Origin of the sequence: Dermabacter vaginalis (assembly GCF_001678905.1) — a bacterium.
Lineage (GTDB): Bacteria > Actinomycetota > Actinomycetes > Actinomycetales > Dermabacteraceae > Dermabacter > Dermabacter vaginalis.
Map to the genome: position 1 here is coordinate 1,186,532 of NZ_CP012117.1, position 14,397 is coordinate 1,200,928.

Below are 14,397 nucleotides of genomic sequence, written 5' to 3' on the forward strand. Positions count from 1 at the left end.
ATCCTCAAGCATAACCGGGAAATGAGCCTAAGCCGTTGCCGAAACCTTCCGCTCAGCACGCTCCCTGTCACGCTTTTCACGTGCGGCCTGGCGCTCCACCACGCTCGTGGCTTCCTGGAGGGCGGGCGCCGAGGAATTGAGGTGCGAGAGTTCCTCGGGAATCTCGCGGCCAAGTTTCTCCATCGCCTGAGCCCACAGCCGGCCGGCGCGATACGACGAACGCACCATGGGCCCGGCCATGATCCCCGCGAAGCCCATTTCATAACCTGCCTCGGAGAGTTCGAGGAACTCTTGCGGCTTCACCCAGCGATCGATCGGGTGATGAAGTTTCGAGGGGCGCAAATACTGGGTGAGGGTGAGAATCTCGCAACCGTTGTCGCGAAGATCCTGCATAGCTGAAAGAATCTCGCTCGTTTCCTCCCCCATACCAAGGATGAGGTTCGACTTCGTGATCATCCCGTTCGCCTTCGCATCGGCGATGACGCCGAGGCTGCGCTCGTAACGGAAGGCCGGACGAATCTTTTTGAAGATGCGAGGCACGGTTTCGAGGTTGTGACCGAAGACTTCGGGCTTCGAGTCGTAGACCTGCTGCATCGCGCTCGAATCACCCTTGATGTCGTCGATGAGGAGTTCCACGCCCGTACCCGGGCTGATGGCGTGGATCTGGCGGCAGGTCTCGGCAAAGAGCCCCGCGGCACCGTCTTCGAGATCATCGCGGGCCACCCCTGTCACGGTCGCGTACTTGAGGCCCATTTCCTTGATGGAAGTGGCGACCTTGAAAGGTTCGGCAGGGTCGATCGCTTGTGGTTTGCCGCTTGCGATGTCGCAAAAATCGCAGCGGCGCGTGCACGTGTCGCCGCCGATCAAGAAGGTCGCCTCGCGATCCTCCCAACACTCAAAGATGTTGGGGCATCCCGCTTCTTCGCACACCGTGTGCAAGCCGCGTGAATGCACGCGCTTCTTCATATCGGTGTACTCGGGGCCCATGTTTGCCGTGGTTTTGATCCAGCTAGGTTTGCGTTCGATCGGGGTTTCCGCATTGCGGGCCTCGACCCTGAGAAGGCGTCGTCCTTGGGGTTCAACTGCCACGTCACACTCTCCTTGCGAGTAGGGGTCTCAAGATTCTAGTAGGCGTTGCTGCCAACTCCCGCACAACGCTCATGTGATCTCGACGGGTGGTGATTGTTTATTCGAGGCCGCGTTCGGCTTCGAGTTCCTTCATGGCGTCTTCGACATCAGCGAGCACATCCTTCGGGCGCACAGTACGGCCGCTTTCAACGGAAAGTGAGCTCACACCTGCGTCGTCGATTCCGCACGGGATCACGTTCATGGCCCACGAAAGGTCATTCTCGCAGTTCAGTGCGAAACCATGCATCGTGCAGCGCTTGGCGACGCGCAGCCCAATTGCGCACACTTTTCGGTCCATCCCGAGCTCATCGAGGACCCACACGCCGCTTCGCCCTTCAACAGGAGCCGTAGGGACGCCAGCCTTGGAGCACACGCCCATGATGGCCCGTTCGATGCCCCGTACGAAGCCCACGACATCGATGGGGGCAGGAAGCTTGACGATCGGGTAGCCCACGAGCTGACCAGGACCGTGCCAGGTGATCTTGCCACCCCGATCGACATCAATCACGGGGGCGCCGTCACGTGGACGCTCGACCTCGAGGGTGCGCCGACCAGCGGTATAGACCGGCTGATGCTCGAGAAGAAGAAGCGTATTTGGGCGTTCGCCCGCAATCACCTCCGCGTGGATCTGTTTTTGCACATCCCACGCGGCGTTGTAGTCAACGGGACCGGGCGGAAGATTGAAATCTTCGTGAGCGGATTCAATCCCGGAATCTTCGGAAAAAGCGAGGTGAATGATGTCGAGCACCTCACCATGCTAGTGGTCGACGTGGGTAGGGAAAAGTTTCCGCGGGCGAGAGCACACGTTTGACGAGCGGGTTATCCACAATTTCGGATCAGCCCTGGGATTGGCATCGTCAAAGGGTTGAAATGATCTCATGAGACTTGACACCTCGCGCCTGACATTAGTTTTTGGCACAGGGCTTCAGCCCGTTCGACTGGTTCGCTCGGAAAATGGCCGGCAAGTGTGGCAGGCCCGGGATCACAGGGGCCGACGCTTGACGCTCGTCCGTGCTCGCACACTTCGCGCGGTGAACCAGGTGCGGCGCGAGATCGCGCTGCTTCGAGCCCTCGAAGCGGGCAATATTTCGGCGGTTCCTTCGCTTAAATGGCGCGGCTTCGCGGCCTACGCGTTTGCGGAGGGGCCCAGTGCACTTGCGCCGCCACGCGGCAAAAGGGCCGCGCGGAGTGCGAACACACGAAGTGGCGGCACGGTGGCGGAGATGGCGTCGGACCTCGCAGTTCTCCTGAAAGCACTGCATTCACGAAACCTCACGCTTGGCCTCCCCGGGTTTCGCGGGCTAGAACTTTCGCCGCGCGGCCGTGTTGTCGTCACGGACTTTTCGCACGTGGCGCAGCTGAGTCCAGTGAAAAAGCGCGGTGATGAGCAATGGCTTGCGCGCCTCACAAGTGGTGCGGGAACCTACCGCTACGCGCAGCGCAAAGCTGAAGAGTTGGAGGAGTGGACATGGGAGGCGGGGAGTGAGGCCCCGGCAGCCGTATGCCCTACTCTATCCGGGCGGGGCGTGCCGGCTGGCGCTGCTCTTCGGCAGGGCAAAGGAAAGCCCGGGCGAAACCGCCCCCGAACGCGTAGCAAGCGCTCTTTGACGTTCGTCGCGGTGGCAGCACTCGCGTGCACGGTGCTCGTGGGCGGAGCCATGCGGGCTTCCACCCCTCAACTGGCACCCTCCGAGGCGGCTGCGGTCCCCGCTGAACGCAACGACCCGGTCGAAATCATCACAGCCCTTGCCCACGCCAGGCACCGCTACCTCACCGGAAAAACTGAGCTTAATGACTCAGCGGTTCCTGGAAGTGAAGCGGAACTGGCCGACCGGAAGCTCCGTGCAGCTCTCGAAGGAGTGCAGGTTGAGGGCGGTGAAGTGCGCGTTCTCGAAGCACACACTCTCGAACAGAGCGAGAATGATGCGCGCGTGCGCGCTCGGCTCAAAGACACCCCCGCGCGCATGGGCGAAGGCGTGCACTCTCTAGAACTTGACCAAAGTAGGCCCTATGAAGTTGACATCCGCCTTGAGCGCATCGCGGGGTCGTGGCGGATCGCCTCCACGACGCCCGTCGGTGAGGGAGGGGAGAGCGCTTAAGAAAAACCCGGGCCGGGCTTTCTCGCGAAAGCACGGCCCGAGTTCTTGTCAGAGGAACTCGATCAGAGTCCGAGGTCCCCCTCGAAGGCGCCGTCCTCGAGGCGTTTCTTCATCGTGGAGAGGAAGCGGGCAGCATCGCCGCCATCAACGAGGCGGTGATCGTAGCTGAGGAACAGGTACATCATCGAGCGGATCCCGATCGTCTCATTGCCGTCGGCGTCCTTCACGACAGCCGGGCGCTTGACGATCGTGCCGCAGCCGAGGATGCCAACCTGCGGGTTCGGAACGATCGGGGTATCGAACAGCGCGCCACCCGAACCCGTGTTCGTGATGGTGAACGTCGCGCCCTGAAGATCGTCCGGCGTGAGCTTGTTGCCCTTCGCCTTGGCGCCGAGCTCACCAATCTGGCGGGCAAGACCCGCAAGGTTGAGATCGCCCGCGTTCTTGATGACCGGAACGACGAGGCCACGCTCGGTGTCCGCTGCCATACCGATGTTCTCGACACCGTGGTACTTGATCATGTCGCCCGCAATCTCGGCGTTCAGCTTCGGATGCGCCTTGAGCGCTTCCACAGCCGCCTGCATGATGAACGGGAGGAACGTGAGCTTCGCACCTTCACGCGCGAGGAAGTCGTTCTTCGCCCGGCCACGAAGAGCCGCAATGCGGGTCATATCGACCTCAACGGCGGTGGTGAGCTGCGCCTGTGTCTGGAGCGACTCGACCATGCGCGACGCAACGATCTTGCGCAAGCGGGTCATCTTCTCCTCGGTACCGCGCAGAGGCGACACCTCGACCTTGGGGGCTTCCTTCTTCGCGGGAGCCGCGGCGGACGGTGCCGAAGCGACAGCGGGAGCGGGAACCTCCGCCTTCTTTTTCGCCTCGATAGCTTCCTGCACATCCTGCTTACGGATACGGCCGCCGATGCCCGAGCCCTTGACCGAGCTAAGATCAATGCCGTTATCCGACGCGAGCTTGCGCACGATCGGCGTCACGTACGCCTGCGCATTGCCGCTCGAGGACACCGTTTCCGAAGCCGTGGCGGCGGGAGCAGTGCTCTGTTCAGCCTTGGGGGCCGGCGAAGCGCTTTCCGCAGCGGGAGCGGCGGGGGCCGGGGAGGCGTCGGAAGGAGCACCCGAGCCGATCACGGCAATGGCCGCGCCAACCTCGGCCTCCTCATCCTCCTGCACAAGAATCTTTTGGAGGGTACCCGCAACGGGGGAGGGAACCTCGGTGTCAACCTTGTCGGTCGACACCTCGAGGAGAGGCTCATCGGCCTCGACCTGTTCGCCAACCTCCTTGAGCCAACGCACCACCGTTCCCGAATCAACGGACTCACCGAGTGCGGGCATCTTCACTTCTTCGCCATCGGCGCTACCGGAGTTGCTCGATGAGTCACCGGGCGCTTCGCTTTCACCAATGGGGGCCTCCTGCGTTGTCGAGGGGGCAACCGTAGGATCCGAGGCGAGGTTCTCACCCTCGCTTGGCTCCGCGGAGCTCGATTCAACGCCGGAACCATCGCCGACCACGGCAAGGTCAGCGCCGATCTCGGCGTCCTCATCCTCATTCACGAGAATTTTCTCGAGAACGCCGGCAACGGGGGAGGGAACCTCGGTGTCGACCTTATCGGTCGAGACCTCGAGAAGCGGTTCGTCAACGGCGATTTCCTCGCCCACTTCCTTGAGCCAGCGAACAACGGTGCCCTCGGTGACGGACTCACCGAGCGCGGGCATCTTGACGATTTCAGACATAGGTATCTCTCCTCGTGATCAGGCGTGAGCGTGGAGCGGCTTGCCAGCGAGAGCGAGCGCAGCCTCGCCCATCGCCTCGTTCTGAGTGGGGTGGGCATGGATGAGCGAAGCAACATCCTCAGGCTCCGCCTCCCAGTTGACGATGAGCTGTGCCTCGCCGATCTGCTCCGACAGGCGTGCACCGATCATGTGGACACCGACAATCGGGCCGTCCTTCTCACGCACGAGCTTGATGAAACCCTGAGTGCCGAGAATCTGGGACTTTCCGTTGCCGCCGAGGTTGTAGTCGTAGGTCGCGACGTTGTCGTCGCCGAACTTCTCTTTTGCCTGCTTTTCGGTGAGACCCACCGAGCCAATGTTCGGCTCGCAGTAGGTGACGCGCGGGATGCCCGACTCGTCGATCGGCTGGGGGTCGAGACCCGCGATCTGTTCGGCCACGAAGATGCCCTGCTGGAAGCCGCGGTGAGCGAGTTGGAGGCCCGGAACGATGTCGCCCACGGCGTAGATACCGGGAACGTTCGTTTCGAGGGTGTCCTTGTTGGCGAGCACGAATCCGCGATCCATCTCGATGCCCTGCTCTTCGTAGCCGAGGCCCTTCGTCTGCGGGCCGCGGCCAACAGCGACGAGGAGGTAGTCACCCTCGTAGGTCTTGCCGTTCGCAAGCGTGACCTTGACGCCAGTCTCGGTCTGCTCCGCCTTTTCGAAGAACACGCCGAGCGAGTAGGCGATCTTACGCTTTTTGAACGCGCGCTCGAGATTCTTAGAAATTGCCTCGTCCTCGTTAGCAACGAGGTGGGGGAGGCCCTCGATGATCGTGACCGATTCAGCGCCGAGCGACTTCCACACGGAAGCGAACTCGACACCGATCACGCCGCCGCCAAGAATGATCGGGTTCTTCGGAACTTCGGGGAGCTGAAGAGCGACCTCGGAGTCAATGATGCGGCCGCCGAGTTCGAGGCCCGGGAGGGTCTTGGAGAAGGAACCCGAGGCGAGGATGATGTTCTCACCCGTGAGGGTCTGTTTTGAGCCGTCTTCCGCCTCAACCTCGACCGTGTTCTTACCCGTAAGGCGGCCGAAACCGTTGACGAGGGTCGCACCGGAGGAACCCACGAGGCCCTGGAGGCCTTTGTAGAGGCGCCCGATGACTTTGTTCTTGAAGTCGAGCATCTTCTCGGTGTTGATCGCGGAGGCGGTCATCTCAATACCCACGGCCTTCGCTTCGGCAGGGGTGTCGGCAATCTCGCCTACGTGAAGCAGCGCCTTGGTGGGCACGCAGCCGCGGTGGAGGCACGTGCCGCCGAGCTTGTCTTTCTCGACAAGGGCAACGCTCTTTCCAAGCTGGGTGGCGCGCAGCGCGGCCGCGTAGCCGCCGCTGCCACCTCCCAGAATCACGATGTCGAACTTCTGGTCTGTGGAGGTATCCGCCACGTTCAGCTCCCTAACTGTTGAGGATTGGGGGCATGTCGCCGAAAGTCCCGGCCTCGAACGCTAAGCCAGCCGGTGCGGCATGCACGCCCATTATCGTAAGACACGCCCCTGGATGTCGCCGTGGGCCGACCGTAAGTGGGGCCAGAGTGTGGGAAAACCCCCAACTCCGCCCGCGGGTGCGGGGCAAAAGCGGGGGCTTTCCGACGGTTGCTACGCATGAAGTGCGCAACCTTTTTACTTGGTGGCTTCGCGCTCAATTACTTCGACGAGCGTGCGCATGCTCATGCCGGTGCCGCCGATGTTGTTGTAGCCGAAAGGCTTCTGCGTGAAAGCGGGGCCGGCGATGTCGACGTGTGCCCACTGCGTCTCGCCAACAAACTCCTTGAGGAAGATGCCCGCGCTCAGCGCGCCGCCGGGGCGTTCGCCGATGTTGCTGAGGTCGGCAACGCGGCCGTTCAATCCCTCGCGAAGCTCTCCCGGGAAGGGAAGCGGCCACATGGGCTCGCCCGCGGCCTTAGATGCTTCCCACACCTCGTCGCGGGCTTCGTCGGTCCCCATGACTCCCGCAGTGCGGTTGCCAAGGGCGACGATCGCCGCCCCCGTGAGGGTCGCGACGTCGATCAGGAGGTCGGGCTCAAGCGCCGCGGCATCCACAAGGGCGTCGGCCATGACCATGCGGCCCTCGGCGTCGGTGTTCAGCACCTCGACGGTCTTACCGTTGCGCATCGTGACGACATCGCCGGGGCGCTGCGCTCCGCCTCCGGGGAGGTTTTCCGCGAGCGCAAGGAAGGTCGTGACGTTGACGTCGAGCTCAAGGGCTGCAGCGGTGATGGTCGTGGCGAGCACGGTTGCGGCGCCACCCATGTCCATCGTCATCTCGTCCATTCCGGCGCCGGGCTTCAGCGAAATGCCGCCCGAATCGAACGTGATGCCCTTACCGACAAAGGCAACGTGCCGCTTGGCACGCTTCGGTGCGTAAGAAAGTTTGACGAGACGGGGCGGGCGGGTCGAGCCCTGGCCCACACCCACGATGCCGCCGTAGCCACCGTCGGCAAGGGCCTTCTCATCGAGAACCTCGACGCTCACGGGAAGCTTCTTCGTGAGATCCTTCGCGCGCTTCGCGAAGGAATCGGGGTAAAGCAGGTTCGGTGGGGTGTTCACGAGATCGCGAACGATGTGCACGCCCTCGGCGATTTTCTCGGCGCGGTTCGCGGCACCTTCGAGAGCTTTGAGCTCCTTCTTATCGGCCACGGCGAGAACGATCTCCTCGACGGGTTTTTGATCGTCCTTGAGGTCACTCTTGTATTCGCCGTAGGCGTAGGCGCCGAGAGCTGCGCCTTCGAGAGCGGCGGCGATGTGTGCCTCGGAGGCGGCCGGGAAGGCAAGGGCGATGCTTGTGTGGCCGGTGAGGGTTCGCGAAGCGGAACCAAAGGCGTATCGGATGTCTTCGCACGTGACATCTTCAAGGGCCTCGGCGCCGAGGCCAACGCCGACGATTGCGTGAGCGCGGTAGGCAGCGGGCGCCGGGATCGTCGTGAGCGCACCCTTGGCGCCACTGGCCTTGACGGCAGTGAAGGATTCTTCGAGCGATGAAAGCCCAACCGGGCTTGCCGGTGCATCCTTTGCACCCTTAAGGAGGGGGACCACGAGGACGTCCGTCGTGATCGAGTCAACGTTGCTGATGCTCAGAGTTATATGTGCCATGTGTTTATCGTAGGGGAGTCACTCGAGTTTGAGGTGGGAGTGGGCAAATGCTGATCGCCCTGTACGTTGTTGCGGCTCTCGTAGCCGTTCTCGGCGCGGTCTATGTCATCAAGGACCTTGCAGCAGACCTGTTGCTCATGGGGGCCTCACTCGCCCTAGCGCTCGTGTGGCTCATCGGAGCTCTTGCGTGGTTACTCGCTCCGGTGAGCCCTGGCGATGCCGTGATTTTCTGGGGCTATGTTGCCACCGCAATCGCGCTGCCGATCGCGGCCGTGTACATCTCGTTCCTCGAACGTACCAAGTGGGGGTCGTTCGCCATTGCCGCCATCGCGCTCACATGCGTCTTTCTCGCCTACCGGCTGCCCCAGATCTGGCCCGCGGGGTTCGCGAAATGACGCACGCCGGTTCGACGAAATCGTCGATAACGCAGGAGAATCCACGCGGCTTCCGCATGGCCCTGTTCGTGGTGTACGGGGTGTTTGCCGTATCGGCGACGGCGCGTGCACTCGTGCAGTCGATTCGCGATTTTTCCGAGGCGCCGCTCGCCTTTTCCCTCAGCATTGTCGCTGCGCTTACGTACGTCGCGATCGCGGTCTTGCTGTTTCGGAAGGCTCCCCACTGGCGAGCGATCCTCGCTCTCGTTGGTGTCGAACTCGTCGGCGTTGTCGGCGTGGGTGCTTTGAGCTTCGCGCAGCCCGAGTGGTTCCCGAAAGCGACGGTCTGGTCGCACTTCGGCGAGGGATATGGGTATGTTCCCCTCGTGTTGCCCCTTGTCGCGGGTATCTCGATCATCGTTGCTCGGCGGCGCGAATCCCGCGCGCCCTCGCTACGCTAGACGTGTGGACGACGATCTTTTTTCTCTCAAACCAGGCGTGCAGGCCCCAAAGACTCTCGCGGACCGCAACGTCGATCACCGCGCGCCGCTAGCCGCTCGTATGCGGCCGCGTTCGCTCGACGAGATCGTCGGTCAAGAGAACGCTCTTGCAGACGGCTCACCCCTGTTTCGTCTCGTGGGGGAGGACGATTCACATACTGCCCCGAGCTCAATCATCTTGTGGGGCCCACCCGGAACGGGCAAAACGACGATCGCTTACGCCGTCGCGCGGGAGGGCGATCGCGAGTTCGTCGAGGTTTCAGCGGTGCTTGCGGGAGTCAAAGATATCCGTGCCGTTGTTGATGCCGCGCGGTCCCGCTTGCGCACGACTGGTCGCGAAACGATTCTCTTCGTCGATGAGGTGCATCGGTTTAATAAGTCGCAGCAAGATGCGCTTTTGCCGTCGGTTGAGAACCGGTGGGTGACCCTGATCGCCGCGACGACCGAGAACCCCTATTTTTCAATCATCACCCCGCTGATCTCGCGCTCGATTGTGCTCACCCTCGATTCGCTCGGTGGCGAGGAGATTGATGCACTGCTGACGAGAGCGCTCGCCGAGGAGCGGGGGCTTGGCGGTTCGGTCGAACTTGAGAGCGATGCCCGCGAGGCGCTCCTGCGTCTCAGCGGAGGCGATGCCCGCAAGGCCCTCACAGCGCTCGAGGCTGCTGCTGCTTCAGCACTGAAGACCCCAGAGAAGCGGATCACGGGCGACATCCTCGCCCACGCGATCAACCGTTCGATGTTGACCTACGATCGCGAGGGCGATCAGCACTACGACGTCATCAGCGCGTTCATTAAGTCGATGCGGGGAAGCGATCCGGATGCGGCCCTGCACTATCTGGCCCGCATGATTGAGTCGGGTGAAGACCCGCGGTTCATCGCGCGGCGAATCGTGATCGCAGCGAGTGAGGAGGTCGGCATGGCCGACCCGACCGCGCTTCAGGTTGCCGTTGCCGCAATGCAGGCAGTCCAGATGATTGGGATGCCCGAGGGGCGGATCCCGCTCGCCCAAGCGGTCGTGCACATCGCAACTGCCCCGAAGTCCAATGCGAGTTACGCGGGGATCAATCGAGCGATCGCCGATGTGCGCGAAGGAAAAGGGCGTTCGGTTCCCGCACATCTTCGCGATGGGCATTACAAGGGAGCGGAGAAGCTCGGGCACGGTGTTGGTTACGTGTACGCGCACGACGAGCCTCGCGGTGTGGCGCGTCAGCAGTACGCACCCGATGACCTCGTGGGTGTCAACTACTACGAGCCGACCGATCGAGGATTCGAGGGGCGCGTGAAGAGCTCGCTTGAGATTTTGCGCTCGCTCACGCGCGGCGCGGGTGGGGTGCAGGGGCCGATGGTTGACGCGCGGTGAGCGATCCCACAGAGGCTTGAGTCTCCCAAGCCTCCGAAACGCTTGAGGCTCGGCACTCGGCACGGTAAAGTTTTGCGCTGAATCCGCGGCTGCCAAATGGATTCATCGCATCGAAATTGAGGTAACTTACGTGACCAGTGTCACCAAAGCACGTCGTACCGCACGCCTTTCGCGTGCGCTCGGTATTGCGCTTACCCCGAAGGCCGTCAAGTACTTCGAGAAGCGCCCTTACCCGCCGGGCCAGCACGGTCGTGGCCGCCGTTCGAACTCGGACTACGCGGTTCGTCTGACCGAGAAGCAGCGCCTGCGCGCTCAGTACCAGCTTCGCGAGAAGCAGCTTCACCGCGCCTACGTTGAGGCCAAGAAGCTTCCGGGTCTGACCGGTGAGTCGATGGTCGAGCTCCTCGAGACTCGCCTTGACGCGCTCGTTCTTCGCGCGGGCTTCGCTCGCACGATCCTTCAGGCTCGTCAGTTCGTCTCGCACCGCCACGTTCTCGTGGATGGCGAGATCGTCAACATCCCCTCGTACCGCGTGAAGCCTGGCCAGACCATCCAGGTCAAGCCGAAGTCGCAGACTCTCGAGGCTTTCGCGGATGCCGCTGAGGGTTCGAACTCCGATGTTCAGGCGTCGGTCCCTTCGTACCTCTCGGTCCAGCTCGAGGAACTCAAGGCTCAGCTCGTTTCTCGACCGAAGCGCTCCGAGGTCCCCGTGACTTGCGACGTCGCGCTCGTCGTCGAGTACTACGCTCGCTGATTTCTTTATGAAGGAGGCCTCACGGTCTTCGTGTCAGGCGGCCCCGACCAGTACGAGAACGTACACTTGGTCGGGGTCGTTTGTTATTAAATGCCCAGCCCAGTCCGTGCCCGAGAGGGCTTAGGGAAGGAAGAATCCATGCAGACAGCCGAGGTGTCACGCCGCTGGCTCGACTTCTTCAAAAACAAGGATCACGAGATCGTCCCGAGCGATTCGCTCGTCTCGTCGGATCCCTCGATCCTTTTCACGGTTGCCGGCATGGTGCCGTTCATTCCCTACATTGTGGGCACCGATCAGGCGCCGTGGCCGCGCGCCGCGAGCGTGCAAAAGTGCATTCGCACAAATGACATCGACAACGTTGGCAAGACCACGCGTCACGGCACGTTCTTCCAAATGGCGGGCAACTTCAGCTTCGGCGATTACTTCAAGGAAGGCGCGATCGACTTCGCGTGGGAACTGCTCACGAGCAGCGTTGAGGATGGCGGCTACGGCCTCGAGGGTGACCGCATGTGGATCACCCTGTGGGAAAACGACAAAGAAGCGTTTGACCACCTCACTCGCGTGATCGGCATCGATCCGAAGCACATCGTGCGACTCCCGAAGGAAGAAAACTTTTGGTCGACTGGCCAGCCGGGACCCGCGGGCCCGTGTGCCGAATGGCACTACGACCGTGGACCCGAGTTCGGGCCGGAAGCCGAAGGCGGCAACGTGGATCCGGGTGGCGATCGCTACCTTGAGATCTGGAACCTCGTGTTCGATCAGTTCATGCGCGGCGAAGGCAGCGGCAAGGACTACCCGCTTCTCGGTGAGCTCGACCGCAAGGCTATCGATACGGGCCTCGGCGTCGAGCGCCTCGCTTATCTTTTGCAAGGCAAGAGCAATATGTACGAGACCGACCAGGTCTTCCCCGTGATCGCGCATGCCCAGGAACTCACCGGCCGCCGCTACGGCACTGGCGATGAAGAATCCGACGTTCGCATGCGCGTCGTCGCTGATCACGTCCGCAGCGCGATGATGCTCGCTTCGGATGGAGTACGCCCGGGGAACGAGGGGCGCGGCTATGTCATGCGCCGCCTTATTCGCCGCGCCGTCCGTTCGATGCGCCTTCTCGGTTTTGACAAGCAAGCGATGCCCGAGCTGCTGCCGGTATCGAAGAACGCCATGGTCGCCTCCTATCCCGTTCTTGAGGAGAAGTTCGCGGCGATCGAAGAGGTGCTCTACACGGAAGAGGAGGCTTTCCGCCGCACCCTGTCTCACGGCACGCAGATTTTCGAGGGCCTCAGCTCCAATCTCAAGAAGAGCGGCTCCGATCTCCTCGCGGGCGAAGATGCCTTTACTCTCCACGACACCTATGGTTTTCCCATTGACCTCACTCTGGAAATGGCGGAAGAGGCTGGTCTGCGCGTTGATGAAGCCGGTTTCCGCGCCGCCATGCAGGAGCAGCGTGAGCGTGCCCGCGCCGATGCTCAGGCAAAGAAAGCCGGCCACACGGATACGGCGCTTTTCCACGACATCGTGAATGCGAATGGTCTTACCCGTTTCGTGGGCTACACGGACGACACGGTCTCGACGACAGTGGGTTCGATCCTCGTGAATGGCGCTCTCACCGAACAGGTGAGCGCGCCCGCAGATATCGAGATCGTTCTTGCCGATACTCCGTTCTACGCCGAGATGGGCGGACAGCTTGCCGATCAGGGCACCATTAGCCTCGCCGGAGGCGGCATCATCGAAGTTGACGATGTCCAGGCGCCCGTGAAGGGCCTTTCTGTTCACCGCGGCCGCCTCATCGAGGGGAGCGCCCGCGCCGGCGAGGCGGCGATTGCGCGCATCGACACCGAGCGCCGCGGTGCCATCGCGCGCGCCCACACGGCGACCCACATGGTGCACCAGGCTCTTCGCGAGGAGCTCGGCGACGGCGCAACCCAGGCCGGTTCGGAAAACTCGCCCGGTCGCATGCGTTTCGACTTCCGCTACGGCCAGGCCGTACCTCAGAGCTCCCTCGCACAGGTCGAAGGCAAGGTCAATCAGATGCTTCAGCAGAACCTTGACGTCACCGACGCGCAAATGCCCATCGATGAGGCGAAGGCTCTTGGCGCTCAGGCACTCTTCGGTGAGAAGTATGGCGATATCGTCCGTGTCGTGTCGATTGGCGGCGACTGGTCTCGCGAACTGTGCGGCGGCACTCACGTCCCGATTACGGGCAGCCTCGGCTCGGTTCAGCTCGTGTCGGAATCATCTATCGGTTCAGGCGTGCGCCGCGTGGATGCACTCGTGGGCGAAAGTGCGTACAAGTTCCACTCGAAAGAGCACGCGCTCGTGTCGCAACTCGCGGAAATTCTCAAGGTGGGTGCGGAGGATATTCCCGAGCGCGTTCAGGCGCTCACAAAGCGCGTGAAAGAGATGGAAAAGAACCTCCAGCAGATGCGCGGCCAGCAGCTCCAAGCTCAAGCGAGCTCGCTCGTCCAATCTGCGGCAGTCGTGTCGGGTGTTCGCGTCCTTGTTCACGATGCAGGCGAGGGCGTCGCCGCTGGAGACCTGCGTACTCTCGCCACCGATTTGCGCGCAAGGCTTGGCGAGGCCGAGGCGAGTGTGGTGGCGCTTGCAGGGGAGTCCGACGGTCGCGCGGCTCTCGTCGTGGCCACCAATGCCGCGGCGCGCGAAGCTGGCCTCAAGGCAGGCACGCTCTTGCGTGACGCTGCCGCTGTGATGAACGGCCGCGGAGGCGGCAAAGATGATCTCGCGCAGGGCGGTGGCGGCGACCCCGCGCTCGTGTCTGCCGCGCTCGAGTCGATCACGACCGCGCTTCGTGACCGCGCCTCATGAGTCGTCGCTTTGTGCGAATTGGCGTCGACGTGGGTGATGCCCGCGTCGGCGTCGCTCGAAGCGATGCCGACGGCCTACTCGCGACCCCCGTGGTGACCCTTCCGCGGGAGGACTCCGCGGCTCGGCTACAGGAACTGATCGTTGAACTCGGTGCAGAACGCCTGTACGTGGGGAAGCCTCGCCTCTTGAGCGGGAAAAACGGTTCGGCCGTCGAGAAAGCCAATGCTTTCATTGCGGAACTCGCCGAACTCGAGCCCCTTGCGGAAGAACCCGAGTACGACGTGTACCTTGTAGACGAGCGCATGAGCACCGTGAGTGCGCACCGTGCCCTGAGCGATTCCGGCCGCAAGCACCGCACGCATAGGCCGGTGATCGATCAGGTCGCCGCGGTCATGATTTTGCAGACCGCCCTTGACTTTGAACGCGCGCGCGGCGCAGCGGCCGGAGAGCCGTGGATCCCAGGCGATTCCCACTAA

Annotated in this window: 12 protein-coding genes; 7 read left to right on the forward strand and 5 right to left on the reverse strand. The window is 62.5% G+C overall.

Features of this window, described 5'->3' with window-relative positions:
* Positions 1-27 precede the first annotated feature (27 nt).
* On the reverse strand, positions 28-1,089 hold the full coding sequence (lipA, locus tag DAD186_RS05135) for a lipoyl synthase (protein ID WP_065247775.1): 1,062 nt from the start codon (positions 1,087-1,089) through the stop codon (positions 28-30).
* Between the two features lie 97 nt (positions 1,090-1,186).
* Positions 1,187-1,876, reverse strand: coding sequence for a lipoyl(octanoyl) transferase LipB (lipB, locus tag DAD186_RS05140; protein ID WP_065247776.1), 690 nt, complete (start codon positions 1,874-1,876; stop codon positions 1,187-1,189).
* A gap of 283 nt (positions 1,877-2,159) precedes the next feature.
* Here lipB and DAD186_RS05145 point away from each other — a divergent pair, with 283 nt between their 5' ends.
* Positions 2,160-3,227 (forward strand): hypothetical protein, encoded by a 1,068-nt coding sequence (locus tag DAD186_RS05145; protein WP_126845936.1) that lies wholly within the window; start codon positions 2,160-2,162, stop codon positions 3,225-3,227.
* Positions 3,228-3,289: 62 nt separating this feature from the next.
* Here DAD186_RS05145 and sucB read toward each other — a convergent pair whose 3' ends face one another.
* From sucB to DAD186_RS05160, 3 genes are all read right to left on the reverse strand, one after another.
* Positions 3,290-4,975: a 2-oxoglutarate dehydrogenase, E2 component, dihydrolipoamide succinyltransferase gene (gene sucB / locus DAD186_RS05150; RefSeq protein WP_065247778.1), complete on the reverse strand. Its 1,686-nt coding sequence runs from the start codon at positions 4,973-4,975 to the stop codon at positions 3,290-3,292.
* An 18-nt stretch (positions 4,976-4,993) separates the two neighbouring features.
* Positions 4,994-6,403 carry a dihydrolipoyl dehydrogenase gene (gene lpdA, locus DAD186_RS05155; protein WP_065247779.1) on the reverse strand — a complete coding sequence of 470 codons (1,410 nt, stop codon included), beginning with the start codon at positions 6,401-6,403 and terminating at the stop codon, positions 4,994-4,996.
* 234 nt (positions 6,404-6,637) lie between these two features.
* On the reverse strand, positions 6,638-8,107 hold the full coding sequence (locus DAD186_RS05160; protein WP_065247780.1) for a leucyl aminopeptidase: 1,470 nt from the start codon (positions 8,105-8,107) through the stop codon (positions 6,638-6,640).
* Positions 8,108-8,154: 47 nt separating this feature from the next.
* On the opposite strand from DAD186_RS05160, the gene DAD186_RS05165 reads away from it, so the two are divergent.
* From DAD186_RS05165 to ruvX, 6 genes are all read left to right on the forward strand, one after another.
* Positions 8,155-8,502, forward strand: a complete 348-nt coding sequence (locus DAD186_RS05165; RefSeq protein ID WP_065247781.1) for a hypothetical protein — start codon at positions 8,155-8,157, stop codon at positions 8,500-8,502.
* On the forward strand, positions 8,499-8,942 hold the full coding sequence (locus DAD186_RS05170; protein ID WP_065247782.1) for a hypothetical protein: 444 nt from the start codon (positions 8,499-8,501) through the stop codon (positions 8,940-8,942). Before DAD186_RS05165 ends, DAD186_RS05170 begins: the two co-directional genes overlap by 4 nt.
* 4 nt (positions 8,943-8,946) lie before the next feature.
* Positions 8,947-10,344, forward strand: a complete 1,398-nt coding sequence (locus DAD186_RS05175) for a replication-associated recombination protein A (RefSeq protein ID WP_065247783.1) — start codon at positions 8,947-8,949, stop codon at positions 10,342-10,344.
* Between the two features lie 130 nt (positions 10,345-10,474).
* Positions 10,475-11,098 (forward strand): 30S ribosomal protein S4, encoded by a 624-nt coding sequence (rpsD, locus tag DAD186_RS05180; protein WP_065247784.1) that lies wholly within the window; start codon positions 10,475-10,477, stop codon positions 11,096-11,098.
* A gap of 138 nt (positions 11,099-11,236) precedes the next feature.
* Positions 11,237-13,921, forward strand: a complete 2,685-nt coding sequence (gene alaS / locus DAD186_RS05185) for an alanine--tRNA ligase (protein WP_065247785.1) — start codon at positions 11,237-11,239, stop codon at positions 13,919-13,921.
* The gene (gene ruvX, locus DAD186_RS05190) at positions 13,918-14,397 is read left to right on the forward strand and encodes a Holliday junction resolvase RuvX (RefSeq protein WP_065247786.1); all 480 of its coding nucleotides are present in this window, start codon (positions 13,918-13,920) and stop codon (positions 14,395-14,397) included. The genes alaS and ruvX overlap by 4 nt, the downstream gene beginning before the upstream one ends.

Coding starts and splice junctions, on each gene's coding strand:
- sucB (WP_065247778.1), bottom strand. CDS start 4,975: ATGTCTGAAATCGTCAAGATGCCCGCGCTCGGTGAGTCCGTCACCGAG.
- DAD186_RS05160 (WP_065247780.1), bottom strand. CDS start 8,107: ATGGCACATATAACTCTGAGCATCAGCAACGTTGACTCGATCACGACG.
- DAD186_RS05165 (WP_065247781.1), top strand. CDS start 8,155: ATGCTGATCGCCCTGTACGTTGTTGCGGCTCTCGTAGCCGTTCTCGGC.
- DAD186_RS05170 (WP_065247782.1), top strand. CDS start 8,499: ATGACGCACGCCGGTTCGACGAAATCGTCGATAACGCAGGAGAATCCA.
- alaS (WP_065247785.1), top strand. CDS start 11,237: ATGCAGACAGCCGAGGTGTCACGCCGCTGGCTCGACTTCTTCAAAAAC.
- ruvX (WP_065247786.1), top strand. CDS start 13,918: ATGAGTCGTCGCTTTGTGCGAATTGGCGTCGACGTGGGTGATGCCCGC.